The organism is Pseudomonas sp. TE50-2 (genome assembly GCF_040813665.1).
Classification (GTDB): Bacteria; Pseudomonadota; Gammaproteobacteria; order Pseudomonadales; family Pseudomonadaceae; genus Aquipseudomonas; species Aquipseudomonas soli.
Genome location: NZ_JBFNXN010000001.1, coordinates 1,460,234 through 1,482,051, shown reverse-complemented (window position 1 = coordinate 1,482,051; position 21,818 = coordinate 1,460,234). Strand labels below are relative to the sequence as shown.

21 protein-coding genes and 1 pseudogene are annotated in these 21,818 nt (G+C 64.6%); 14 read left to right on the top strand and 8 right to left on the bottom strand.

Annotation, left to right across the window (positions count from 1 at the left end):
- Positions 1-25: 25 nt before the first annotated feature.
- The 3 genes from AAHK21_RS06625 to AAHK21_RS06615 all read left to right on the top strand — a co-directional run bounded on the left by AAHK21_RS06625 (position 26) and on the right by AAHK21_RS06615 (position 1,995).
- Positions 26-466 (top strand): SMI1/KNR4 family protein, encoded by a 441-nt coding sequence (locus tag AAHK21_RS06625; RefSeq protein ID WP_367856792.1) that lies wholly within the window; start codon positions 26-28, stop codon positions 464-466.
- 106 nt (positions 467-572) lie between these two features.
- Complete coding sequence (locus AAHK21_RS06620) at positions 573-977, top strand: transcriptional regulator (protein ID WP_367856791.1); 405 nt, start codon at positions 573-575, stop codon at positions 975-977.
- Positions 978-1,068: 91 nt separating this feature from the next.
- On the top strand, positions 1,069-1,995 hold the full coding sequence (locus AAHK21_RS06615) for a DMT family transporter (RefSeq protein WP_367856790.1): 927 nt from the start codon (positions 1,069-1,071) through the stop codon (positions 1,993-1,995).
- A gap of 85 nt (positions 1,996-2,080) precedes the next feature.
- Here the strand turns inward: AAHK21_RS06615 and AAHK21_RS06610 are convergent.
- From AAHK21_RS06610 to AAHK21_RS06600, 3 genes and pseudogenes are all read right to left on the bottom strand, one after another.
- Positions 2,081-2,359, bottom strand: a pseudogene (locus AAHK21_RS06610) (addiction module antidote protein); the annotation flags it as partial.
- Positions 2,352-2,654: a type II toxin-antitoxin system RelE/ParE family toxin gene (locus AAHK21_RS06605; RefSeq protein WP_367856789.1), complete on the bottom strand. Its 303-nt coding sequence runs from the start codon at positions 2,652-2,654 to the stop codon at positions 2,352-2,354. The pseudogene AAHK21_RS06610 and the gene AAHK21_RS06605, both read right to left, overlap by 8 nt.
- Before the next feature lie 76 nt (positions 2,655-2,730).
- On the bottom strand, positions 2,731-3,894 hold the full coding sequence (locus tag AAHK21_RS06600) for an MFS transporter (RefSeq protein WP_367856788.1): 1,164 nt from the start codon (positions 3,892-3,894) through the stop codon (positions 2,731-2,733).
- Positions 3,895-4,000: 106 nt separating this feature from the next.
- On the opposite strand from AAHK21_RS06600, the gene AAHK21_RS06595 reads away from it, so the two are divergent.
- Positions 4,001-4,894, top strand: coding sequence for a LysR substrate-binding domain-containing protein (locus tag AAHK21_RS06595; protein ID WP_367856787.1), 894 nt, complete (start codon positions 4,001-4,003; stop codon positions 4,892-4,894).
- A gap of 124 nt (positions 4,895-5,018) precedes the next feature.
- The gene (locus tag AAHK21_RS06590; protein ID WP_256206021.1) at positions 5,019-5,147 is read left to right on the top strand and encodes a PA1414 family protein; all 129 of its coding nucleotides are present in this window, start codon (positions 5,019-5,021) and stop codon (positions 5,145-5,147) included.
- 92 nt (positions 5,148-5,239) lie between these two features.
- On the opposite strand, the gene mnmC is transcribed toward AAHK21_RS06590, so the two are convergent.
- Complete coding sequence (gene mnmC / locus AAHK21_RS06585; protein ID WP_367856786.1) at positions 5,240-7,210, bottom strand: bifunctional tRNA (5-methylaminomethyl-2-thiouridine)(34)-methyltransferase MnmD/FAD-dependent 5-carboxymethylaminomethyl-2-thiouridine(34) oxidoreductase MnmC; 1,971 nt, start codon at positions 7,208-7,210, stop codon at positions 5,240-5,242.
- Between the two features lie 153 nt (positions 7,211-7,363).
- Here mnmC and pap point away from each other — a divergent pair, with 153 nt between their 5' ends.
- Complete coding sequence (gene pap, locus AAHK21_RS06580) at positions 7,364-8,857, top strand: polyphosphate:AMP phosphotransferase (RefSeq protein WP_367856785.1); 1,494 nt, start codon at positions 7,364-7,366, stop codon at positions 8,855-8,857.
- 195 nt (positions 8,858-9,052) lie between these two features.
- A complete protein-coding gene (locus AAHK21_RS06575; RefSeq protein WP_367856784.1) occupies positions 9,053-10,006 on the top strand; it encodes a DMT family transporter in 954 nt (317 codons plus the stop codon).
- Positions 10,007-10,050: 44 nt separating this feature from the next.
- Here the strand turns inward: AAHK21_RS06575 and AAHK21_RS06570 are convergent, their stop codons facing one another.
- On the bottom strand, positions 10,051-11,445 hold the full coding sequence (locus tag AAHK21_RS06570; RefSeq protein WP_046856633.1) for a class II fumarate hydratase: 1,395 nt from the start codon (positions 11,443-11,445) through the stop codon (positions 10,051-10,053).
- A 153-nt stretch (positions 11,446-11,598) separates the two neighbouring features.
- Between AAHK21_RS06570 and AAHK21_RS06565 the strand changes: the two genes are divergently transcribed.
- The 7 genes from AAHK21_RS06565 (at position 11,599) to AAHK21_RS06535 (ending at position 19,479) form a co-directional block, all read left to right on the top strand.
- Positions 11,599-12,117, top strand: a complete 519-nt coding sequence (locus AAHK21_RS06565; RefSeq protein ID WP_023631438.1) for a DUF2059 domain-containing protein — start codon at positions 11,599-11,601, stop codon at positions 12,115-12,117.
- A 10-nt stretch (positions 12,118-12,127) separates the two neighbouring features.
- Positions 12,128-12,427 carry a BolA family transcriptional regulator gene (locus tag AAHK21_RS06560; protein WP_046856632.1) on the top strand — a complete coding sequence of 100 codons (300 nt, stop codon included), beginning with the start codon at positions 12,128-12,130 and terminating at the stop codon, positions 12,425-12,427.
- Between the two features lie 217 nt (positions 12,428-12,644).
- On the top strand, positions 12,645-13,577 hold the full coding sequence (locus AAHK21_RS06555) for a rhodanese-related sulfurtransferase (RefSeq protein ID WP_023631440.1): 933 nt from the start codon (positions 12,645-12,647) through the stop codon (positions 13,575-13,577).
- 3 nt (positions 13,578-13,580) lie between these two features.
- The gene (locus AAHK21_RS06550) at positions 13,581-14,213 is read left to right on the top strand and encodes a DsbA family protein (protein ID WP_367856783.1); all 633 of its coding nucleotides are present in this window, start codon (positions 13,581-13,583) and stop codon (positions 14,211-14,213) included.
- A complete protein-coding gene (locus AAHK21_RS06545; RefSeq protein ID WP_367856782.1) occupies positions 14,206-16,038 on the top strand; it encodes an ABC transporter ATP-binding protein in 1,833 nt (610 codons plus the stop codon). Before AAHK21_RS06550 ends, AAHK21_RS06545 begins: the two co-directional genes overlap by 8 nt.
- Positions 16,039-16,198: 160 nt before the next feature.
- On the top strand, positions 16,199-18,655 hold the full coding sequence (locus AAHK21_RS06540) for an EAL domain-containing protein (protein WP_367856781.1): 2,457 nt from the start codon (positions 16,199-16,201) through the stop codon (positions 18,653-18,655).
- Between the two features lie 38 nt (positions 18,656-18,693).
- A complete protein-coding gene (locus AAHK21_RS06535; RefSeq protein ID WP_046856627.1) occupies positions 18,694-19,479 on the top strand; it encodes a TenA family transcriptional regulator in 786 nt (261 codons plus the stop codon).
- A gap of 59 nt (positions 19,480-19,538) precedes the next feature.
- Here AAHK21_RS06535 and AAHK21_RS06530 read toward each other — a convergent pair whose 3' ends face one another.
- The 3 genes from AAHK21_RS06530 to ubiG all read right to left on the bottom strand — a co-directional run bounded on the left by AAHK21_RS06530 (position 19,539) and on the right by ubiG (position 21,767).
- Positions 19,539-20,279, bottom strand: a complete 741-nt coding sequence (locus AAHK21_RS06530) for a YciK family oxidoreductase (RefSeq protein WP_102684342.1) — start codon at positions 20,277-20,279, stop codon at positions 19,539-19,541.
- Positions 20,280-20,394: 115 nt separating this feature from the next.
- Positions 20,395-21,066 carry an N-acetylmuramic acid 6-phosphate phosphatase MupP gene (gene mupP / locus AAHK21_RS06525; protein ID WP_102684341.1) on the bottom strand — a complete coding sequence of 224 codons (672 nt, stop codon included), beginning with the start codon at positions 21,064-21,066 and terminating at the stop codon, positions 20,395-20,397.
- A gap of 2 nt (positions 21,067-21,068) precedes the next feature.
- Positions 21,069-21,767, bottom strand: a complete 699-nt coding sequence (gene ubiG, locus AAHK21_RS06520) for a bifunctional 2-polyprenyl-6-hydroxyphenol methylase/3-demethylubiquinol 3-O-methyltransferase UbiG (protein ID WP_023630595.1) — start codon at positions 21,765-21,767, stop codon at positions 21,069-21,071.
- Between the last annotated feature and the right edge of the window lie 51 nt (positions 21,768-21,818).

Genomic DNA, 21,818 nt, shown 5'->3' with positions numbered 1-21,818 from the left:
GCATGTTCTCCACCCCGGCGTTGTCGTGATCGAGTTTTGGCTGATTCGTGACATGGAAGGAGCAGCCGTGGACAGGTATGAAGATCTGCAGCCGGACAAGGCATCCGGCCTGCTCGCAAAATTGGAGACAGCCACTGCGCAGGTGCTCGCGGCACTGACTGCCGATCATTCGCAAGTTCCGGCCGATTATGTTGCGTTCATGAAGGAGCTTGGCTGGGGTGAAGTGGGTGAGGCTGCCTACATGTTGTATGAGGGCCTGCTGACCCCAGACCAGGTCTACGACGAAGATGATGAACTCCCCCTGGACGGCATCCTCCTGTTCGGAGATGACATGCAGGGGTATTGCTCGGGGTTCGATACGAACAATGGCTGGGTGGTTGTCGATATCGACCCGGTAAGCCGTGAGGCGAATCAAGTGGCGGACAGTTTTTCCGAGTACATACGTGAAATGCTGAACAGCTTGTAGCCTGCGATGAGCAATGGGGCGGCCCTTCGGTTTCTGATTGAACACCTGGCAACCTCTGTCAGTCCCACGCTGTGTACCTACTTGTCCACAGCAGGAGGCTTACCCCATGAGCACATACGACTGGGACCTGATCGAACGCTTGCTGCACGAAGTGCAGAACGGCGCCGGTCACAGTTTCACGCCGCGCCCCTATGCCGAGCAGCATGCCGCCGCGCTGGCCGCCGATGGCGAGGCGCCGGGCGATCTGAACCAGCTCAAGGCCCAGGCCTGCAAGTACGAAAAGATCCTCTCCGAACGCGGTTTCATCGAGAGCCGGCCTGAAGCGGAAGGCGGCAACGGCGAGAATTTCGTCCTCAGCCCACGCGGTTCGCGCCTGCTCAGCCTGATCGACAGCAGCATTCCGGGCTTCGAACATCCGCGCCAGGTGCTCGATGAACAGGCCGATGCCCTGGACGAAGCCACCTTCGAGCATGTCTCGGCCAAGGCGCAGATCGCCGGCGGGTCAATTTAGACTGGCATCGGCAAGGCCGGTCCCCCGATAATCGGGATCCATTCTCACCGCCGAGCCTTGCCATGTCGTTCAACCTGCAGAGGGGCCGCCCATGACCGCGGTCCGCAAGAACCCCGACGCTTTTGCTTTCCAGGTCATGCTGGGGCTGTGCCTGATCTGGGGCTGCCAGCAGGTGCTGATCAAATCCGCTGCGGTGGATATCGCACCGGTCATGCAGGCGGCGTTTCGCAATGGCATCGCGGCGGTACTGGTTGGCCTGCTGGTGTGCTTGCGGGGTGGCTGGAACCAGGTTGGCAGCACCTGGCGCGCCGGGCTGCTGGCCGGCGCGCTGTTCGGCCTGGAGTTCCTGTTCATCGCCGAGGGGCTGAAGCTGACCTCGGCGGCGCATATGTCGGTGTTCCTCTACACCGCGCCGATCTTCACCGCCCTGGGGCTGCATTTCATGATGCCTAGCGAGCGGCTGCGGCTGTTGCAGTGGCTGGGCATCCTGCTGGCGTTCGGGGGGATTGCCCTGGCCTTCGCGGGCGGTGTTTCCCTCGAACATCTCGATGGGCGCATGCTGCTTGGCGACGCGTTGGCGATTCTCGCTGGCCTGGCCTGGGGCGCTACCACGGTGGTGGTGCGCGGCTCGCGGTTGTCCGAGGCGCCGGCGACCCTGACCCTGTTCTACCAGCTGGCCGTGGGGTTTGTCGGGCTGGTGCTGATTGCTTTGGTGAGTGGACAGATCGCCGACTTCTCGGTGACCCCGCTGGCGGTGGGCAGCGTGCTGTTCCAGGGGATCGTGGTGTCGTTCGTGAGCTACCTGACCTGGTTCTGGTTGTTGCGCAAGTACCTGGCGTCGAACCTGGCGGTGTTTTCCTTCATCACGCCGCTGTTCGGGGTGACCTTTGGGGTGCTGTTGCTGGGCGAGCCGCTGAGCCTGAACTTCGTGATCGGCGCGGTGATGGTGCTGCTTGGGGTGATCATGGTCAGCGCCGAGGCGTGGGTGCGGCAGCAGTTGCGCAAACTGGTGGGATGACAGGGCGCAAGCAAGTGCCGGTCCTTGAGGTATTAGATGCCACAGGACCGGCAAGGCACTTCGCCTGGCCTACACCTTGCTGGGATGGTCTGGCAGCCATGTCTATTCCCAACGCTTTCATTACAGTCAGGAACGATTTGAGCGTTGGGTTGCCGTGTTCACTGAACGAGCGGTAAAGCTGCTCGCGAGACAGGCCTGTTTCCTTTGCCAGTTCACTCATGCCCCTGGCGCGAGCCACCACGCCCACGGCTTTTGCCACGTAGGCTGCATCCCCTGTCTCCAATGCATCGGTCATGAACTGCGCGATGGTTTCCGGGGAAGTCAGATAGGCGGCAGCGTCGAATTCATGGAACGTTTCAGTCATTTTGCATACTCCACGACTGCAGGATCTGCCGGGCTGCCTTGATGTCCCGTTGCTGGCTGCTTTTGTCGCCGCCGCAAAGCAGGATGATCAAGGTATCGCCGTATTGGTGAAAATACACCCGATAGCCTGGGCCGTAATGGACTCTCAGCTCACTCATGCCATGGCCGACCGGTGAAACGTCACCCGCTAGCCCTTCCTTGAGTCGGTTGACACGAGCGACGATTCTGGCCCTTGCCGTGGCATTCCGAAGCCCGATCAGCCAATGCCTGAAACTGCTGGATTCGATGGTTTTCATCGAGTGAATGTAGTTTATAAAATACAATGGCAAAGGCTGCAAATGGTTTCGACCTTTTGCAGCCGGGTTTTCCCTGTCAGGCCATTCGGGTTCTTGATGGGCAGCCCTGCAAACTGCGGTTTCCCGTGATGACCAGCACGCCAGCCATGGCCAGCCCTGTCGCTGCCAGCACCAAGGCAGGCTGCAGGCTGGCACTGTAGTGGTTGCTCAACGCCGCCAGCAGCGGCCCGCTTAATTGCCCAAGGGCGAAACAAGCGGTCAACATCCCGGCATTGCGCTGTGTGGCATGGGGCGCCAGCTCCCGCGAGCGCTGCATCACCAGTTGCATGCAGGCCAGGAACGGCCCACCGCACAGCAGCACGCCCAATGCCAGGCCGACGCCGCCGCCCAGCAGGCAGGCCAGAACACCCAGCCCTTGCAGCCACAGGGTGATGCTCAGCCAGGTCGAGGTGCGGCCCGGGCGAAGCAGGCTGACGATCATCACACCCAGCGCCGAGGCCAGGCCGAACGCCGGCCAGAACAGGTCGGCCAGCCATTGCCCGTGGAACTGCTGGTTGGCCATCTGCGACAGGAAGGTGGCCGGCAGGATGTAGCCGATCCCGTAGAGCGCGTAGAGCAGGCCCAGGCGGCCGATGCCATTGTTGGGGCCGCGGTCGCTGCCAAGGGGCAAGGTGACGGGTTCGAGCGCTCGCGGCAGCCACGGCAGCACCGCGAGCAGCATGACCAGTGCGGCGACCCCATAAATCAGCCACAGGGCCGCCGAATCCAGCCCCAGCAGGTGCGCGGCCAAGGCCAGCAAGCCTGTCGCCGCAATCCCGACACCGGGTCCGGCGAACACCAGTGCGCCGAGGCGCTGGCGGCCATGGGCACTGGCCAGTTGCTGGCTGAGGCTGGCGATCATCACCAGCACCCAGGCGCTGGCCACGCCGGTGCCGAAGCGCAGCAGCAAATGGCTCCAGAATCCGTCGGCCGCCCACGATGCCAGGGTCAGCAATACGCACAGCCACAGCCCGCCATGCAGGCGCAGGCGTACCTGGCGTGGCTGGCGGGCGAACATGCCGTCCACCGCGCCAAGAAAGTAGCCCAGGTAGTTGGCGGCGGCGACCAGGCCGCCAGCGGTCAGGTCGAACTGGCCCTCGGCGATCAGCCGGGGCAGTTGTGGGGTCAGGGCGAAGCGGCCGATGCCCATGGCCATCATCAGCGCCACGGCGCTGGCCAACAGTTGCACGAAGGGCGACATGGAAAGTCTCCTGCACGAAGGGATGCGATGGATGGCAGAGTAGGGTGCATTGACTTTCAATAAAATTGAATAATGATGATGAAGTTGTTCTGTTTTGGAGAATCTCATGGAGTTCAGCCAACTGCGCATCTTCCAGGCCGTGGCCGAGGAGGGTTCGGTTACCCGCGCCGCCGAGCGCTTGCACCGGGTGCCGTCGAACCTGTCGACGCGCCTGCGTCAGCTCGAGGAGCAACTGGGCGTGGAGTTGTTCCTGCGCGAGCGCCAGCGCTTGCAGCTGTCGCCGGCCGGCAAGGTGCTGCTCGACTACGCCAACCGCCTTGCCAACCTGCGCGACGAGGCGCTCGCGGCGGTGCAGGGGGGCCAGCCAGCGGGGGATTTCGTGCTGGGCACCATGTACAGCACCGCGGCCATTCATTTGCCAGCGCTACTGGCGCGTTATCACCAGGCTTATCCAGCCGTGAACCTGCAGGTCCAGGCGGCGCCTAGTGCGGAACTACTCGAAGGCGTGCTCAGCCATCGGCTGGACGCGGCGTTGGTCGACGGCCCGCTCAACCTGGCCGGGCTGGATGGCGTGCCACTGTGCGAGGAAACGCTGGTGCTGATCACCAGCCCTGAACACCCGGTGGTGCACAGCGCCAGTGACGTTGCCGGCAAGGCGGTGTTCACCTTCCGCCAGGGCTGCTCGTACCGCATGCGCCTGGAAGCCTGGTATGCCCATGCCCACACGCCCATGGGCCGGGTGATGGAGATCGAGTCCTACCAGAGCATGCTGGCCTGCGTGATCGCCGGGGCAGGTGTGGCACTCATGGCGCAGTCGATGCTCGACAGCCTGCCGGGGCGCGACCAGGTGCGTGCCCACCGCTTGCAGGCACCGTTCGATCATGCGATGACCTGGTTGATGTGGCGCCAGGGTAAACGCGGGGCCAATCTGCAGGCCTGGATCGATTTGCAACAAAGCGAAACGATTGACCGACCGTCGGAAGCTGCCATCTGCGCTTGATCCGGGTCAGAATCGCCCATATCTGTAAGAACAGAGGCATGCGTAATACAAGACATCGGACTATGATCTGTATGACGCATCGCAAGATTGATTGACCGTGAGGCTGACCCGTCAAGGGGGCAATATGAACGAACGCATGTACAACTGGCTCCATGACCTCGCCGTCGCCCTGGGCCTGCTCCCGCCACCGTTGCAGCCGGTGCCGATCCCGACCGACGAAGAACAGCGCAAGCGCCAGCCGCGTCGGCGCTGACCACAAGGCAAAAGGCCGCCGCATCCAATCGATGCGGCGGCCTTTTGCGTTCAAGGGGCGCGCTTTCGGGAGCGCAGCGCCCAATCCTGGTGCTACTTGCCGCGGATAAGCCGACGCAGCGCGAAGCGGTTGGGATGGCACGCCTCGGCCACTGCCCTGGGCACCGGCAGCGGCTCACCGCTGACCCACGCCGCAATCAATTCGCCAGACAGCGGCGCGGTGATCAGGCCGCGTGAGCCGTGCCCACTGTTCACATACAGCCCCTCCAGCCACGGGCAGGCTACATCCGGTACCTGCCGCGCATCCTTGCCCAACATGGCGTAGGCCTCGTTGAACGCCTCGACATCGGCCATCGGCCCGACGATGGGCAGGTAATCCGGGCTGGTGCAGCGGAACGCCGCCCGGCCCTGCAACTGCGCCGGGTCCAGCTCGGCGGTGCGCAGGCGGGCGGCGAGGTCTGTGGAGATGTCATCGAGCAGCGCCAGGTTACCCTGATGCTCGGCCACGGTTGGCGTCAGGTCTTCGCTGTTGAAGTCGAAGCTGGCGCCAAGGGTGTGCTCGTCCCCTCGCGGGGGCGCCACGTAGCCGTCGGCACAGACCACGGTGCGCAGCGCACGGCTGCTTTCGGTCACGGGCAGGCGGGTGATCTGCCCACGAATACGCTTGAGCGGCAGCCCGGCGCACGCCGGGAAACGGCGGATATCGGCGGCGCCGGCCAGCACCACCAGCGGTGCGCTGGCCAATAGGCGCTCACCCTCCCAGGCCTGCCACAGGCCATCGGTACGGCGCAGCTCGAGCACATCGGCGTGGGTAAGCAGACGGATGCGCGGGTGGTCCAGCTGGGCCTGGCACAGCGCAGGCGGGTGCACCCAGCCACCTTCGGGGTAGTACAGGCCGCCGCTGGGCAGCGCGACCCCGGCGATGGCTTCGGCCTGGGCGCGCTCCAGGCGCTGCAGCAGGCTGTTGTCAAAGGCCGCTGCCAGCTTGGCCTGGCGCGCATTTTCCTGATCATCGAAAGCCAGTTGCAACACGCCGCAGGCATCCCAGTCCTGGCCACGCTGCAGATGCTCGAGCCAGCGGCGGGTGTAGCCGAAGCCGGCGAGAATCATCTGCGAAAGGGCGGTGCCGTGGGCGGAAAGCTTGAGGTACAGCACGCCTTGTGGATTGCCCGAGGCCTCCCGGGCCGGGCCGTCGTGGCGCTCCAGCACGCTGACCTGCCAGCCCCGTGCAGCCAGGCTCCGGGCCGTGGCACTGCCGGCCAGGCCGGCGCCGATGACCAGCGCTTCGCGTGGCCCCGATGCGGGTGCCGGGTGCGCGTACCAGGGCGCTGCGCGAGCGACAGGCGCACCGCTGTAGACCCCGTGCATCACTTCCCACTTCTTGCCGATGCCCGGCACTTTCTTCATGGTGAAGCCGGCCTCGATCAGCGAGCGACGCACCCAGCCGGTGGTGGTGAAGGTACCCAGGGTGGTGCCGGGGTGCGACAGCCGCGTCAGCTGGGCGAACAGTTCCGGCGTCCACATGTCGGGGTTCTTCGCCGGGGCGAAGCCATCGAGGAACCAGGCGTCGATGCGGGCGTCGAGCTGAGGCAACTGTTCCAGCGCGTCGCCGATCATCAGCGTCAGGGTGACGCGGCCACCGTCGAGGCTGAATTGCTGGAAGCCCGGGTGGATCGCCACGTACTGCTCCAGCAACGGCTGGGTGAAGGCGGCCAGTTCCGGCCACAGCTGCATGGCGCGGGCCAGGTCGTCGGGGGCCAGCGGGTATTTCTCGACGCTGACGAAATGCAGGCGTGCGTCGGCGGGCGCAAGCTCCGCGAACAGTTGCCAGGCACAGAAGAAGTTCATGCCGGTGCCAAAGCCCGTTTCACCGATCACCAGGCAGGCATGCGGCTGCAGCTCGGCGAAGCGCTGGCGCAGGTGATTCTGCTCGATGAACACATGCAGGGTCTCGTCGATGCCTTCGTTGATGGCGAAGTAGACATCGTCGTATTGCCGGGAGTGGGGGCGGCCCTGGTCATCCCAGTCGATCTGGGCCTGTGTGGGGAGGAGGGTGTCGGACATGGTCGGCTCGGTTGCAACAAAGGGTGGATCTTAAGCGATCTGCAGACGCTTGCGTCGTTCGTGGCAGCGGCCTGGTGTCGCGATGCTGAGCGCAGAGGGCGCAAAAATCCTGCTCGATCCGCTAATCTTGCTTATCCATTGAAGGAGCCCTCCATGTTCGAATCCGCCGAAATCGGTCACAGCATCGACAAGGACACCTACGAAGCCGAAGTGCCCGCCCTGCGCGAGGCCTTGCTCGAAGCCCAGTACGAACTCAAGCAGCAGGCGCGCTTTCCGGTGATCGTGCTGATCAACGGCATCGAGGGCGCCGGTAAAGGCGAGACGGTCAAGCTGCTCAACGAGTGGATGGACCCGCGGCTGATCGAGGTACGCACCTTCGACCAGCAGACCGACGAAGAGCTGGCCCGCCCGCCGGCCTGGCGCTACTGGCGGGCGCTGCCACCGAAGGGGCGCATGGGCGTGTTCTTCGGCAACTGGTACAGCCAGATGCTCGAAGGGCGAGTGCACGGCCAGTTCAAGGACGCCGTGCTCGACCAGGCCATCGCCGGAGCAGAGCGCCTGGAGCAGATGCTGTGCGACGAGGGCGCGCTGATCATCAAGTTCTGGTTCCACCTGTCCAAGAAGCAGATGAAGGCGCGGCTCAAGGCACTCAAGGAAGACCCGCTGCACAACTGGCGCATCAGCCCGCTGGACTGGCAGCAGTCGCAAACCTACGACCGCTTCGTGCGCTTCGGCGAGCGGGTGTTGCGCCGTACCAGCCGCGACTATGCGCCCTGGCATGTGGTCGAGGGCGTCGACCCGCATTACCGCAGCCTGGCGGTCGGGCGCATCTTGCTCGAAAGCCTGCAGGCCGCGCTGGCCAACAATCCCAAGGGCAAGCACCAGGGTAACGTCGCGCCCCTGGGGCGCAGCATCGACCAGAAGAGCCTGCTCGGCGCCCTGGACATGACCCTGCGCCTGGACAAGCACGACTACCAGGAACAGCTGGTCACCGAACAGGCACGCCTGGCTGGCCTGCTGCGCGACAAGCGCATGCGCCGGCACGCCCTGGTGGCGGTGTTCGAAGGCAATGATGCGGCCGGCAAGGGCGGGGCCATCCGTCGAGTGGCGGCGGCGCTGGACCCGCGCCAGTATCGCATTGTGCCGATTGCCGCGCCCACCGAGGAAGAACGTGCCCAGCCGTACCTGTGGCGCTTCTGGCGCCATATCCCGGCCCGCGGCAAGTTCACCATCTTCGACCGCTCCTGGTATGGCCGCGTGCTGGTGGAGCGGGTCGAGGGCTTCTGCAGCCCGGCGGACTGGATGCGCGCCTACGGCGAGATCAACGACTTCGAGGAGCAACTGAGCAACGCCGGGGTGGTGGTGGTCAAGTTCTGGCTGGCCATCGACCAGCAGACCCAGCTGGAGCGTTTCGAGGAGCGTGAGCAGATCCCGTTCAAGCGCTACAAGATCACCGAGGAAGACTGGCGCAACCGCGACAAGTGGGATGTCTATTCCGAAGCGGTGGGCGACATGGTCGACCGCACCAGCACCGAGATCGCGCCATGGACCCTGGTGGAGGCCAACGACAAGCGCTGGGCGCGGGTGAAGGTGCTGCGCACGATCAACCAGTCACTGGAGGCGGCGTTCGCCAAGGACAAGAAGTAGGCGGATCGTGCACGGGTGTTGGCTTGGCCCTATCGCGGGGCAAGTCGCATCGGCGCACCGCCGCTCCCACGAAAGCCCGCCCACGCATTGAGCATGCATCCAGGGAATGACCTGATGAAATCTTTTCCCACCACATCCTTCCCGGCAAGCCTTTAGACTGCAGCTTCCCCCGCCAAGGCCTGATTCGAGGACACCATGCACATTTCTTCCGGACGCTGGGTCCAGGGCCTGCTGCTGGCGCTGCTGACCGCGTTTCTCTGGGGCATCCTGCCGATCAAGCTCAAGCAGGTGCTGCAGGTGATGGACCCGGTGACCGTCACCTGGTACCGCCTGAGCGTTTCCGGCGGCCTGCTGTTCGCCTGGCTGGCGGCCAATCGGCGGCTGCCGTCTTTCAGCGGTCTCGGTGTCAAGGGCAAGGGCCTGGTGGCCGTCGCGGTGGCGGGGCTGGTCGGCAACTACGTTCTGTACCTGGTTGGGCTCAACCTGCTCAGCCCCGGTACCGCGCAACTGGTGGTGCAACTTGGGCCGGTGTTGTTGCTGGTGGCCAGCGTCTTCGTCTTCAAGGAGCGCTTCAGCCTGGGGCAGGGCCTGGGCCTGTTGGTGCTGCTGTTGGGCTTCGCGTTGTTTTTCAACCAGCGCCTGGAAGAACTGCTCACATCACTCGGCACCTACACCACCGGTGTGCTGACCATCATCCTGGCGACCAGCATCTGGGTGTTCTATGCCCTGAGCCAGAAGCAATTGCTGACGGTGTGGAACTCGCAGCAGGTGATGATGGTGATCTACATCTGCTGCGCGCTGCTGCTGACGCCTTGGGTGCATCCGCTGGAGGCGTTGCAGCTCAGCCCGTTGCAGGGCTGGCTGTTGCTGGCCTGCTGCCTGAACACACTGGTGGCCTATGGCGCGTTCGCCGAGGCACTGGCGCATTGGGAGGCCTCGCGGGTGAGCGCGACCCTGGCGCTGACACCGTTGGTGACGTTCGTTGCGGTAGCGCTGGCGGCCTGGCTCTGGCCGGACTACGTGCATGCCGAGCAGATCAATGGCCTGGGGTATGTCGGGGCGGTGACCGTGGTACTGGGCTCGGCACTGGTGGCGCTGGGGCCATCGCTGGTGGCTGGCTGGAAAGCGCGTCGGGTACAGGTTGATTGATGGCCTCATCGCGGTGCAAGTCGCATCGCGATGAGGCCGCCGGATCAGCCCTTGCCGCCGGGCGCCAGCATGTTCTCTGGCCGCACCCACTGGTCGAACTGCTCGTTGGTCAGGTACTTGAGCTCCAGCGCCGCCTCGCGCAGGGTCTTGCCCTCGGCGTAGGCTTTCTTGGCGATTTCCGCCGCCTTGTCGTAGCCAATGTGCGGGTTCAGCGCCGTCACCAGCATCAATCCACGCTCCAGGTGCGCCGCCATCTGTTCGGCGTCCGGCTCGATGCCGGCCACGCAGTGCTGCTGGAAGTTGCTGCAACCATCGGCCAGCAGTTCGATCGACTGCAGCAGGTTGTGGATGATTACCGGTTTGAACACGTTCAGTTGCAGGTGGCCCTGGCTTGCGGCAAAGCCGATCGCCGTATCGTTGCCCAGCACCTGGCAGGCCAGCATCGACAGCGCCTCGCACTGCGTCGGGTTGACCTTGCCGGGCATGATCGAGCTCCCTGGCTCGTTGGCTGGCAGGCGTACCTCGGCAATCCCCGCGCGGGGGCCGGAACCCAGCAGGCGCAGGTCGTTGGCGATCTTCATCAGGGCCACGGCCAGGGTTTTCAGCGCGCCGGCCAGGCTGGTCAGCGGCTCATGGCCGGCCAGGGCGGCGAACTTGTTCGGCGCGGTGACGAACGGCAGGCCGGACAAGGCCGCCAGCTCCGCGGCGATGGCTTCGGCGAAACCGTGCGGGGCATTGAGCCCGGTGCCCACGGCGGTGCCGCCCTGGGCCAGTTCGCAAACCGCCGGCAAGGTCGCGCGGATGGCGCGCTGGGCGTAGTCGAGCTGGGCGACGAAGGCCGAGACCTCCTGGCCGAAGGTGATGGGCGTTGCGTCCATCATGTGCGTGCGCCCGGTCTTGACCAGGTGCGTGTGGCGCGCCGACAGCTCGGCCAGCCCGGCCGACAGTTCGGCGATCGCCGGCAGCAGTTTGTCATGCACGGCCTGGGCCGCGGCGATGTGCATGGCGGTGGGGAAGCAGTCGTTGGAGCTCTGCGAGCGGTTGACGTGATCGTTGGGGTGCACCGGCACCTTGCCGCCACGGCCCTTGCCGGCCAGCTCATTGGCGCGCCCGGCGATCACTTCGTTGACGTTCATGTTGCTCTGGGTGCCGCTGCCGGTTTGCCACACCACCAGCGGAAACTGCTCGTCGTGCTCGCCGTCGAGCACTTCGTCGGCGGCCTGCTCGATCAGGCGGGCGATATCGGCGGGCAGGTCGCCGTTGCGGTCGTTGACCCGGGCAGCGGCTTTCTTGACCAGCGCCAGGGCGTGCAGTACCGCGAGCGGCATGCGCTCCTTGCCGATGGCGAAGTTGATCAGCGAACGCTGGGTCTGCGCACCCCAGTAGGCGTCCTCCGGAACTTCGACCGGGCCCAGGCTGTCTGTCTCGATACGGCTCATGCTGCGCTCACTCCTTTGTGGTTCGAAATCGCAGTTTAGGCCCTGATTCGACAGAGCGGTTCCGTCGCTCGTCGTGCCACTTGAGCACTTCGCCATCACAGCGCAGAATGCTCTACTCTGAGGTACTCGCCTCCCTTTCTTGAAGGAAATGCAATGACCCGTCTCCGTGTCCTCTGTGCCGCCGTTGCCCTGGTTTGCGCCAGCGGCCAGGTACTCGCTGCCACTCCAGCGCACAACGCTGCCGCCGAGAAATTCCTGACCCTGGCCAATGCCGACAAGCTGGGCACCCCGGTGTACATGCAGGTCCAGCAGATGTTCGCCCAGCGCTTCGAGCAGACCAAGGCGCCGGCCTCCAAGAAAACCGTGCTCGACAGCTACCAGGCCAAGGCCAACGCCGCCCTGGACAACGCCATCGGCTGGAAGAAGCTCAAGCCGAAGATGGTCGACCTGTACACCGCGACCTTCACCGAGGCCGAGCTGAACGACCTGGTCAAGTTCTACGAGTCGCCGCTGGGCAAGAAAGTCCTGCGTGAAATGCCCAAGGTCACCCAGCAGTCCGCCCAGCTGACCCAGCAGAGCCTGGAGCCGGCGGTACCTGTGGTCAACAAGCTGCTCGACGACATGACCAAGGAACTCGACCCAAGCGCCGGCAAGGCCCCGGCGAAGAAGTGAGCGTGACGCGATGAGCATGCAGCAACGCATCGAACAGCAGCTGGCGCCGCTGGGCACGCAACACCTCGAAGTGCACAACGAAAGCCATATGCACAGCCGTGGCCAGGAAACGCACTACAAGGCGGTGCTGGTCAGCGAGCAGTTCGCCGGACTGAACAGCGTCAAGCGCCACCAGAAGGTCTACGCCACCATGGGTGAGCTGATGGGCCAGATCCACGCCCTGGCGATTCACACCTACACGCCCGAGGAATGGGCCGTGGTCGGTGTGGCGCCGGCCTCGCCGGTGTGCGCCGGCGGCGGCAAGCACTGAATCCTTTCCGTCGTTCTGGTACAATTCGCGTTATTCCCTCGGGGCCGCTTTGCGGCCCATCGCCGGCAAGCCGGCTCACACAGGTCCTGCGCAAATTTCGAGTCTTGCGCTGAGCGTGTGGGAGCCTGCTTGCCGGCGATGGGCTGCGCAGCGGCCCCATGCTTTTGCCAAACCCGGTCCGCCCCTTACGAGGGCAACCACCTGGAGATTCAACGCAATGACCCAACCGATCGTCGTGGCGGCGCTGTACAAGTTCGTCACCCTCGAAGACTACGTCGAACTGCGCGAGCCGCTGCTGAAGGCCATGCTCGACAACGGCGTGAAAGGCACCCTGCTGCTGGCCAACGAAGGTATCAACGGCACCGTCTCGGCCACCCGCGAAGGCATCGACGCGCTGCTGGCCTGGCTGCGCAACGACCCACGCCTGGTGGACGTCGACCATAAAGAGTCGTACTGCGACGAGCAGCCGTTCTACCGCACCAAGGTCAAGCTCAAGAAAGAGATCGTCACCCTCGGCGTGCCGGGCGTGGACCCAAACAAGGCGGTCGGCACCTACGTCGATCCGAAAGACTGGAACGCCTTGATCAGCGACCCGGAAGTGCTGCTGATCGACACCCGCAACGACTATGAAGTGGCCATCGGCACCTTCAAGGGCGCCATCGACCCGAAGACCGAGACCTTCCGCGAGTTCCCCGACTACATCAAGGCCCACTTCGACCCGAGCAAGCACAAGAAGGTCGCCATGTTCTGCACCGGTGGCATCCGCTGCGAGAAGGCCTCCAGCTACATGCTCGGTGAGGGCTACGAAGCGGTCTATCATCTTAAGGGCGGCATCCTGAAATACTTCGAGGAAGTGCCCCAGGAAGAAAGCCTCTGGGACGGCGACTGCTTCGTCTTCGACAACCGGGTCACGGTGCGCCACGACCTGACCGAGGGCGAGTACGACCAGTGCCATGCCTGCCGCCACCCGATCGACGTGAAGGACCGGGAGTCGGAGCACTATTCGCCAGGCGTGAGCTGCCCGCACTGCTGGGACAGCCTGAGCGAGAAGACCCGGCGCAGCGCCATCGACCGCCAGAAGCAGATCGAGCTGGCCAAGGCGCGCAACCAGCCGCACCCGATCGGTTTCAACTACAAAGCCGAGGCCTGATGCATGTCCGCACGCCTGCTCTATGTGATGGACCCGATGTGCTCCTGGTGCTGGGGCTTTGCCCCGGTGGCCGAGGCGCTGATCGCCCAGGCCCGTGAGGCGGGTGTCGAGACCCGCCTGGTGCCGGGCGGCCTGCGCACCGGTGGCAGCGCCCTGGACGCCTCGACCCGTAAGTACATCCTCGAGCACTGGCAGGCGGTGCATGACGCCACCGGGCAGCCGTTCCGTTTCGACGACGCGATGCCCGACGGTTTCGTCTACGACACGGAGCCGGCGTGCCGCGCCCTGGTGGCGGCACGCGAGCTGGACGACAAGCGGGCCTGGCGCCTGCTGCAACTGATCCAGGCATCGTTCTACGAGCAGGGCGTGGATGTCACCCGCGCCCCGCAACTGGTGGAGCTGGCCGAGCAGGCCGGCTTCGACCGCGAGCAGTTCTCCCAGCGCTTCACCCTCCCTGACACCCGAATCGCCACCAGTGCCGATTTCGCCTGGGTGCAGGACCTGGGCATCGCTGGCTTCCCCACGCTGCTGGCCGAGCGCAATGGCCAGTTGGCTCTGCTGACCAATGGCTACCAGCCGCTGGACAGCCTGCAACCCTTGCTCGGCCGCTGGCTGCAGCAGGCCGCCTGTGCTTGACCTGCCAGGGTCGCCAGACCCTGTGCCAGGGAAGTCCCCCGCTGTGCCCGATCGCCTGAGCTGGGCGGAGATCCGCCGCCTGGCACTGCACCACAAGCAAGCCCTGTGGACCGCCAACCTGGTGGCCGTGCTCGCCGCCCTGTGCAGCGTACCGATTCCCTTGCTGCTGCCGTTGCTGGTGGACGAAGTGCTGCTGGGGCATGGCGACGCGGCGCTGAAGTGGATGAACAATTTCCTGCCCGCGGGCTGGCAAGTTGCCGCCGGTTACATCGGGTTGATGCTGTGCGCCACCCTCGGCCTGCGCCTGGCGGCACTGGCGTTCAACGTGGTCCAGGCCAAGCTGTTCGCCGGCCTGGCCAAGGACATCGTCTACCGCCTGCGCATCCGCCTGATCGAGCGGCTCAAGCGCATTTCGCTCAAGGAATACGAAAGCCTGGGCAGCGGCACGGTGACCACCCACCTGGTCACCGACCTGGACACCCTCGACAAGTTCGTCGGCGAAACCCTGAGCCGCTTCCTGGTGGCCGTGCTCACGCTGACCGGCACCGCGGCCATCCTGATCTGGATGCACTGGCAGCTGGCGCTGCTGATCCTGCTGTTCAATCCGCTGGTGATCTATTTCACCGTGCAGTTGGGCAAGCGCGTCAAGCACCTGAAGAAGCTCGAGAACGACAGCACGGCACGTTTCACCCAGGCATTGACCGAGACCCTCGACGCGATCCAGGAGATCCGCGCCGGCAACCGCCAGGGCTACTTCCTCGGCCGCCTGGGGCTGCGCGCCCGCGAGGTGCGTGACTACGCGGTGGCATCGCAGTGGAAGAGCGACGCCAGCGGCCGCGCCAGTGGCCTGTTGTTCCAGTTCGGCATCGATATCTTCCGTGCCGCTGCCATGCTCACGGTGCTGTTCTCCGACCTGTCGATCGGCCAGATGCTGGCGGTGTTCAGCTACCTGTGGTTCATGATCGGGCCGGTGGAGCAGTTGCTGAACCTGCAATATGCCTACTATGCCGCTGGCGGCGCACTGAGCCGCTTGAACGAGCTGCTGGCGCGGGCCGACGAGCCGCAGTACCCGGCGGCCGCCGACCCGTTCGCCGGGCGCGACACGGTCGGTATCGAGGTGCGCGACCTGCGCTTCGCCTATGCCGACGAGCCGGTGCTCGACCAGCTCAACCTGACCATCGCCCCGGGCGAGAAGGTCGCCATCGTCGGTGCCAGCGGCGGCGGCAAGAGTACCCTGGTGCAGTTGCTGCTTGGGCTGTACAGCGCCCAGGCCGGGACCATCCGCTTTGGAGGCGCCAGCCTGCAGGAGATCGGCCTGGAGACCCTGCGCGAAAATGTCGCGGTGGTGCTGCAGCACCCGTCACTGTTCAACGACAGTGTGCGCGCCAACCTGACCATGGGCCGTGACTGCAGCGACGACGCCTGCTGGCAGGCACTGCGGATCGCCCAGCTGGACGCCACCATCGCCGCGCTGCCCCAGGGCCTGGACAGCATCGTCGGGCGTTCCGGCGTGCGTCTGTCCGGTGGCCAGCGCCAGCGCCTGGCGATCGCCCGCATGGTGTTGGCCGAACCCAAGGTAGTCATCCTCGACGAGGCCACCTCCGCGCTGGACGCGGCCACCGAATACAACCTGCACCTGGCCCTGGCGCGCTTCCTCAGCGGGCGCACCACGCTGATCATCGCCCACCGCCTGTCGGCGGTGAAGCAGGCGGACCGGGTGCTGGTGTTCGATGGCGGTCATGTCGCCGAAGATGGCGACCACCAGCAGCTGATCGCCGAAGGTGGCCTGTACGCCAAGCTCTACGGCCACCTGCAGCAAACCTGAAAAACCGCCTCAAGCTTCACGGTTCAAGCGGCAAGTCGAAACGAGCAGGCTTTTTCTTGCCGCTTGGCGCTTTTCCCTGGTCGCTGCTTCATGGCAAATGGCCTACGCTGTGCTTGTCTAGGTCGATTCGTGCCTTATCTGCCGCCATGACAGGGATTACATGAAGGGAAATCGGACTCTCGAAGCGCCAAGGCTGCTGGGCATCATCTGGCCCTTCGTCGCCGTTGTGGTTTTCCAGGTACTGCTGGGCAGTTTGAGTCTTTATGCATTGTCCGCCGTGCGCGCCTATGTGGCGGGCGAGAGCCTATGGTCCAAGGCGCAGAAGGACGCCATCTACTACCTCAACCTCTATGCCGATGATCGCGATCCGCTGACCTATGCCCGTTATCGCCGGGCCATCCTGGTGCCCCAGGGCGATCACAACCTGCGCCTGGCCCTGGATCGGCCCGAGCCGGACCTGGAGGCGGCGCGCCAAGGCGTGCTGCAGGGTGGCAATCATCCCGAGGACGTCGCCCGGATCATCTGGTTCTACCGCAACTTTCGCCATATCAGCTACATGGAAACCGCCATCGATTACTGGGACATCGGTGACGACTACCTGCGCCAGCTCGACGTGCTGGCCCAGCAGATGCGCGAAGGGTTTGCCGGCGGCAAGGCCGACGCCCACCAGGTAGCCAACTGGAAGGCACGCATCGTCGCCATCAACGATGGCGTGACCCCTGCCGCCAAGGCGTTCAGCGATGCCCTGGGCGAAGGTTCGCGGATGCTGCTCAAGGTGCTGATGCTCACCAACCTGGCCACCGCGCTGTTCCTTATCGCCATGGCCTGGCGGCGCTCGAGCAAGCTGCTGGCCCAGCGTCAGGCGTTCGCCAGTGCGTTGCAGGAGGAGAAGGAGCGGGCGCAGATCACCCTGGAGTCGATCGGCGACGCGGTGATCACCGCCGATGTCGACGGTTGCATCAGCTACATGAACCCGGCTGCCGAGCAATTGACTCACTGGCAGGCGGTGCAGGCCCAGGGTCTGCCGCTGGCGGCGCTGTTCAGCCTGCTCGACGAGAATGCCGAAGGCGATAGCATGACGTTGGTCGAGCAGGTGCTCAGCGGCAGCCTCAAGGGCGGCGCCGAGCACGCCCGGCTGATCCAGCGCCTGGACGGCAGCACGGTGTCGGTCAACCTGGTGGGCTCGCCCATCCTCACCGAAGGGCAGGTCAGTGGCATCGTGGTAGTGCTGCATGACATGACCCAGGAGCGCCAGTACATCGCCAACCTGTCGTGGCAGGCCACCCACGACGCCCTGACCGGGCTGGCCAACCGCCGCGAGTTCGAGTATCGCCTGGAGCAGGCGCTCAATGGCCTGGCGCGCCAGGCCGGGCGGCATTCGCTGATGTTCCTCGACCTGGACCAGTTCAAGCTGGTCAACGACACCTGTGGCCATGCCGCTGGCGACGAGCTGTTGCGGCATATCTGTGCGGTGCTGCAGTCGGGCCTGCGCGAGGGCGACACCCTGGCGCGCCTGGGCGGCGACGAGTTCGGCGTGCTGCTCGAGAACTGCCCCCCCGAGCAGGGCGAGCGCATTGCCGAGCAATTGCGCCAGGCCGTGCAGAGCCTGCATTTCGTGTGGAAGGGCAGGCCCTTCGTCACCACGGTCAGCATCGGCCTGGTGCATATCGCCCAGGTGCCCAGTACCCTGGAGGCGTCGTTGCGCGCGGCGGACATGGCCTGCTACATGGCCAAGGAGAAAGGGCGCAACCGGGTGCAGGTCTATCACGCCGACGACAGCGAGCTGTCCATGCGCTTCGGTGAAATGGCCTGGATCCAGCGCCTGCACGTGGCGCTGGAGGAGAATCGCTTCTGCCTCTACGCCCAGGAAATCGCCCCGCTGCATCCCCATGAAGGACCGGGGCATATCGAAATCCTCCTGCGCCTGCATGATGAAAGCGGACGCACCATCCTGCCCGACAGCTTCATTCCCGCAGCCGAGCGCTACGGCCTGATGACCGCGCTCGATCGCTGGGTGGTGCGCAGTGTGTTCCAGGTGATTCGCCAGTGCCTGGACGAGGGGCGGGAGGGGCCGTTGGCAATGTGTGCCATCAACCTTTCGGGCTCGAGCATCGGCGACGACAAGTTCCTCGAGTACCTGCAGCGCCTGTTTGGCGAGTTCGACATCCCGCCACGGCTCATCTGTTTTGAAATTACCGAAACCAGCGCCATCGCCAATCTGGGCAGTGCAATACGGTTCATCAATGAATTGAAAGGATTGGGCTGCAAATTCTCGCTGGACGACTTCTGCGCCGGAATGTCGTCATTCGCCTATTTGAAGCATTTGCCTGTAGACTTCCTGAAGATCGACGGAAGTTTCGTCAAGGACATGCTCGATGACCCGATCAACCGGGCTATGGTCGAAGTGATCAATCACATTGGCCACGTCATGGGTAAGCGGACCATCGCCGAGTTCGTCGAGACGCCACTGATCGAGCAGGCTTTGCAGGAGATCGGCGTGGACTACGCCCAGGGATATCTCATCGAACGCCCGCAGGTGTTCACCTGCGACAGCCTGCAGCGCCAACGGATTGCCGCGAGGCCCCTTCTGCACCGGGCGCCGGGGACCTTTCGCTGAACAACGCCCGGAAATCACAGGGAATCAAGGAGCTGACAGTGATCGACGCGTTCGTAAGGATCGGACCATTGATGGATCCGGCCAGTTATCCGCAGTGGGCCCAACAACTGATAGAGGATTGCCGCGAAAGCAAGCGCAGGGTGGTGGAGCATGAATTCTACCAACGCCTGCGCGATGGCCAGCTCAAGCAGTCGACCATCCGCCAGTACCTGATCGGTGGCTGGCCGGTGGTCGAGCAGTTCTCCCTCTACATGGCCCACAACCTCACCAAGACCCGTTACGCCCGGCATCCCGGCGAAGACATGGCGCGCCGCTGGCTGATGCGCAACATCCGCGTCGAGCTCAATCATGCCGACTACTGGGTGCACTGGTGCCAGGCTCATGGCATCCACTTGCATGAACTGCAGTCCCAGGAAGTGCCGCCCGAGCTCAATGGCTTGAACGACTGGTGTTGGCGGGTATGCGCCACCGAGTCGCTGGCCATCGCCATGGCGGCCACCAACTACGCCATCGAAGGTGCCACCGGTGAATGGTCGGCGGTGGTCTGCGCCGAAGATACCTACGCCCAGGGCTTCCCCGAAGACACCCGCAAGCGCGCCATGAAATGGTTGAAGATGCATGCGCAGTATGATGACGCGCACCCGTGGGAAGCGCTGGAAATCATCTGCACGCTGGCGGGCGAGAGCCCGACCCTGGGGCTGCGCACCGAGCTGCGTCGGGCGATCTGCAAGAGCTACGACTGCATGTTCCTGTTCCTGGAGCGTTGCATGCAGCTCGAAGGGCGTCAGCAAGGGCGCCTGCGCCCGGCCTTGGCGGCGGGCTGAAACCATAGCGGGGCAAGCTCGCTCCCACGCAGCAAGGCGTAGGGGCGGGCTTGTCGGTTTTACTGCGCGTTCAGCGCCTGCCCGTTCACATCCTTGCTGTCCGGCCCCATCAGGTACAGGTACACCGGCATGATGTCCTCGGGCAGCGGGTTGTTCTGCGGGTTCTCGCTCGGATAGGCCTGGGCGCGCATCGCCGTGCGCGTGGCGCCCGGGTTGATGCTGTTGGAGCGCACTGGCGCTACGCCTTCCAGTTCATCCGCCAGGGTCTGCATCAGGCCCTCGGTGGCGAATTTAGACACCCCGTAGGCACCCCAGTAAGCGCGGCCCTTGCGCCCGACGCTGCTGGAAGTGAACACCACCGAGGCGTCCTCCGACAGCTTCAGCAGCGGCAGCAAGGTGCTGGTCAGCATGAAGGTGGCGTTGACGTTTATGTGCATCACGCGCATGAAGTTGTCGCCCGACAGCTGCTCCAGCGGCGTGCGCGGGCCAATGATCGAGGCGTTGTTGAGCAGGCCGTCGAGGCGGCCGAACTGGTCCTCGATCATCACCGCCAGTTCGTCGTACTGGTGGGGCAGGGCGGTTTCCAGGTTGAACGGGATCACCACCGGCTGCGGGTGGCCCGCGGCTTCGATCTGGTCGTAGACCTCGTTCAGGTTGGCTTCGGTCTTGCCCAGCAGCAGCACGGTGGCGCCCAAGGCGGCATAGGCCTTGGCGGCGGCGGCGCCGATGCCGCGACCGGCGCCGGTGACCAGAATGATCCGGCCCTTGAGCAGGTCGGGGCGGGCGGTGTAGTCGAACATAGGTCTGTCCTTGAATATGAGCTGCAAGCTATAAGCGGCAAGCTACAGGAGAAAGCGCATCAGTGTTGGAGCTGCTTTTTCCTGAGGCTTGAAGCTTGACGCTTGCGACTTGAAATCAGCAGCCGCACAGCGCGCTGTCGATCACCTTGCGCAGTTCCAGCGGGTGGTCCACCACCACGTCGGCGCCCCAGTTGTTAGGGTTGTCCTCTGGATGAATATAGCCATAGCGCACCGCTGCGGTGCGGGTGCCGGCGTCGCGGCCGGACTCGATGTCGCGCAGGTCGTCGCCGACGAACAGGACGCTGGCCGGGTCCAGGTCAAGCGTCTTGCATGCCAGGATCAGCGGCTCTGGGTCGGGCTTGCTGTTCTTCACGTGGTCCGGGCAGATCAGCAGCGCCGAGCGCTCGGCCAGGCCCAGGCGTTGCATGATCGGTTCGGCGAAGCGCACCGGTTTGTTGGTGACCACCCCCCACAGCAGGTTGCCTTTCTCGATGTCGGCCAGCAGCTCCGGCATGCCGTCGAACAGCTTGCTGTGCACCGCGCAATCGCGCTGGTAGCGTTCGAGGAACTCCAGGCGCAGGGCTTCGAAGCCGTCGGCCTCGGGGTCCATGGCAAAGGTCGCGGCGACCATGGCGCGGGCGCCGCCGGAAATCACCTCGCGGATGCGTGCGTCGTCGATGGCCGGCAGGCCGCGATCGGCGAGCATCGCCTGGCAGATGGCGATGAAGTCCGGCGCCGTGTCCAGCAGGGTGCCGTCCATGTCGAAGAGTACTGCTCGCAGGCGCATGCTCATTCCTCGCGCAGGGTCTGGATCATGTAGTTGACGTCGACGTCGTTGCACAGCTTGTAGTGCTTGGTCAGCGGGTTGTAGGTCAGGCCGATGATGTCCTTGACCTCCAGGCCTGCGGCACGGCTCCAGGCGCCCAGCTCGGAGGGGCGGATGAACTTCTTGAAGTCGTGGGTGCCGCGCGGCAGCATCTTCAGCACGTATTCGGCGCCGATGATCGCCAGCAGGTAGGCCTTGGGGTTGCGGTTGATGGTCGAGAAGAACACCTGGCCGCCGGGCTTGACCATGCGGTAGCAGGCGCGAATCACCGAGGAAGGGTCGGGTACGTGCTCGAGCATTTCCAGGCAGGTGACCACGTCGAACTGGCCGGGCATCTCTTCGGCCAGGGCTTCGGCGGTGATCTGCCGGTACTCCACCGCAACGCCCGACTCCAGCTGGTGCAGCTGGGCCACCGCCAGCGGTGCTTCGCCCATGTCGATACCGGTGACGGTGGCGCCACGCTGGGCCATCGCCTCGCTGAGGATGCCGCCGCCGCAGCCGACGTCCAGCACCTTCTTGCCGGCCAGGCCGACGCGTTCGTCGATCCAGTTGACCCGCAGCGGGTTGATGTCGTGCAGCGGCTTGAACTCGCTCTCGCGGTCCCACCAGCGGTGGGCCAGGGCTTCGAACTTGGCGATTTCGGCGTGGTCGACGTTGCTCATGGGAACAGTCCTCTGAATCTTTGATAAATAGTGTCGCGGGCCGGCAGCCGC

Coding starts and splice junctions, on each gene's coding strand:
- AAHK21_RS06620 (WP_367856791.1), top strand. CDS start 573: ATGAGCACATACGACTGGGACCTGATCGAACGCTTGCTGCACGAAGTG.
- AAHK21_RS06615 (WP_367856790.1), top strand. CDS start 1,069: ATGACCGCGGTCCGCAAGAACCCCGACGCTTTTGCTTTCCAGGTCATG.
- AAHK21_RS06605 (WP_367856789.1), bottom strand. CDS start 2,654: ATGAAAACCATCGAATCCAGCAGTTTCAGGCATTGGCTGATCGGGCTT.
- AAHK21_RS06600 (WP_367856788.1), bottom strand. CDS start 3,894: ATGTCGCCCTTCGTGCAACTGTTGGCCAGCGCCGTGGCGCTGATGATG.
- AAHK21_RS06595 (WP_367856787.1), top strand. CDS start 4,001: ATGGAGTTCAGCCAACTGCGCATCTTCCAGGCCGTGGCCGAGGAGGGT.
- AAHK21_RS06590 (WP_256206021.1), top strand. CDS start 5,019: ATGAACGAACGCATGTACAACTGGCTCCATGACCTCGCCGTCGCCCTG.
- mnmC (WP_367856786.1), bottom strand. CDS start 7,210: ATGTCCGACACCCTCCTCCCCACACAGGCCCAGATCGACTGGGATGAC.
- pap (WP_367856785.1), top strand. CDS start 7,364: ATGTTCGAATCCGCCGAAATCGGTCACAGCATCGACAAGGACACCTAC.
- AAHK21_RS06575 (WP_367856784.1), top strand. CDS start 9,053: ATGCACATTTCTTCCGGACGCTGGGTCCAGGGCCTGCTGCTGGCGCTG.
- AAHK21_RS06570 (WP_046856633.1), bottom strand. CDS start 11,445: ATGAGCCGTATCGAGACAGACAGCCTGGGCCCGGTCGAAGTTCCGGAG.
- AAHK21_RS06565 (WP_023631438.1), top strand. CDS start 11,599: ATGACCCGTCTCCGTGTCCTCTGTGCCGCCGTTGCCCTGGTTTGCGCC.
- AAHK21_RS06560 (WP_046856632.1), top strand. CDS start 12,128: ATGAGCATGCAGCAACGCATCGAACAGCAGCTGGCGCCGCTGGGCACG.
- AAHK21_RS06555 (WP_023631440.1), top strand. CDS start 12,645: ATGACCCAACCGATCGTCGTGGCGGCGCTGTACAAGTTCGTCACCCTC.
- AAHK21_RS06550 (WP_367856783.1), top strand. CDS start 13,581: ATGTCCGCACGCCTGCTCTATGTGATGGACCCGATGTGCTCCTGGTGC.
- AAHK21_RS06540 (WP_367856781.1), top strand. CDS start 16,199: ATGAAGGGAAATCGGACTCTCGAAGCGCCAAGGCTGCTGGGCATCATC.
- AAHK21_RS06530 (WP_102684342.1), bottom strand. CDS start 20,279: ATGTTCGACTACACCGCCCGCCCCGACCTGCTCAAGGGCCGGATCATT.
- mupP (WP_102684341.1), bottom strand. CDS start 21,066: ATGCGCCTGCGAGCAGTACTCTTCGACATGGACGGCACCCTGCTGGAC.
- ubiG (WP_023630595.1), bottom strand. CDS start 21,767: ATGAGCAACGTCGACCACGCCGAAATCGCCAAGTTCGAAGCCCTGGCC.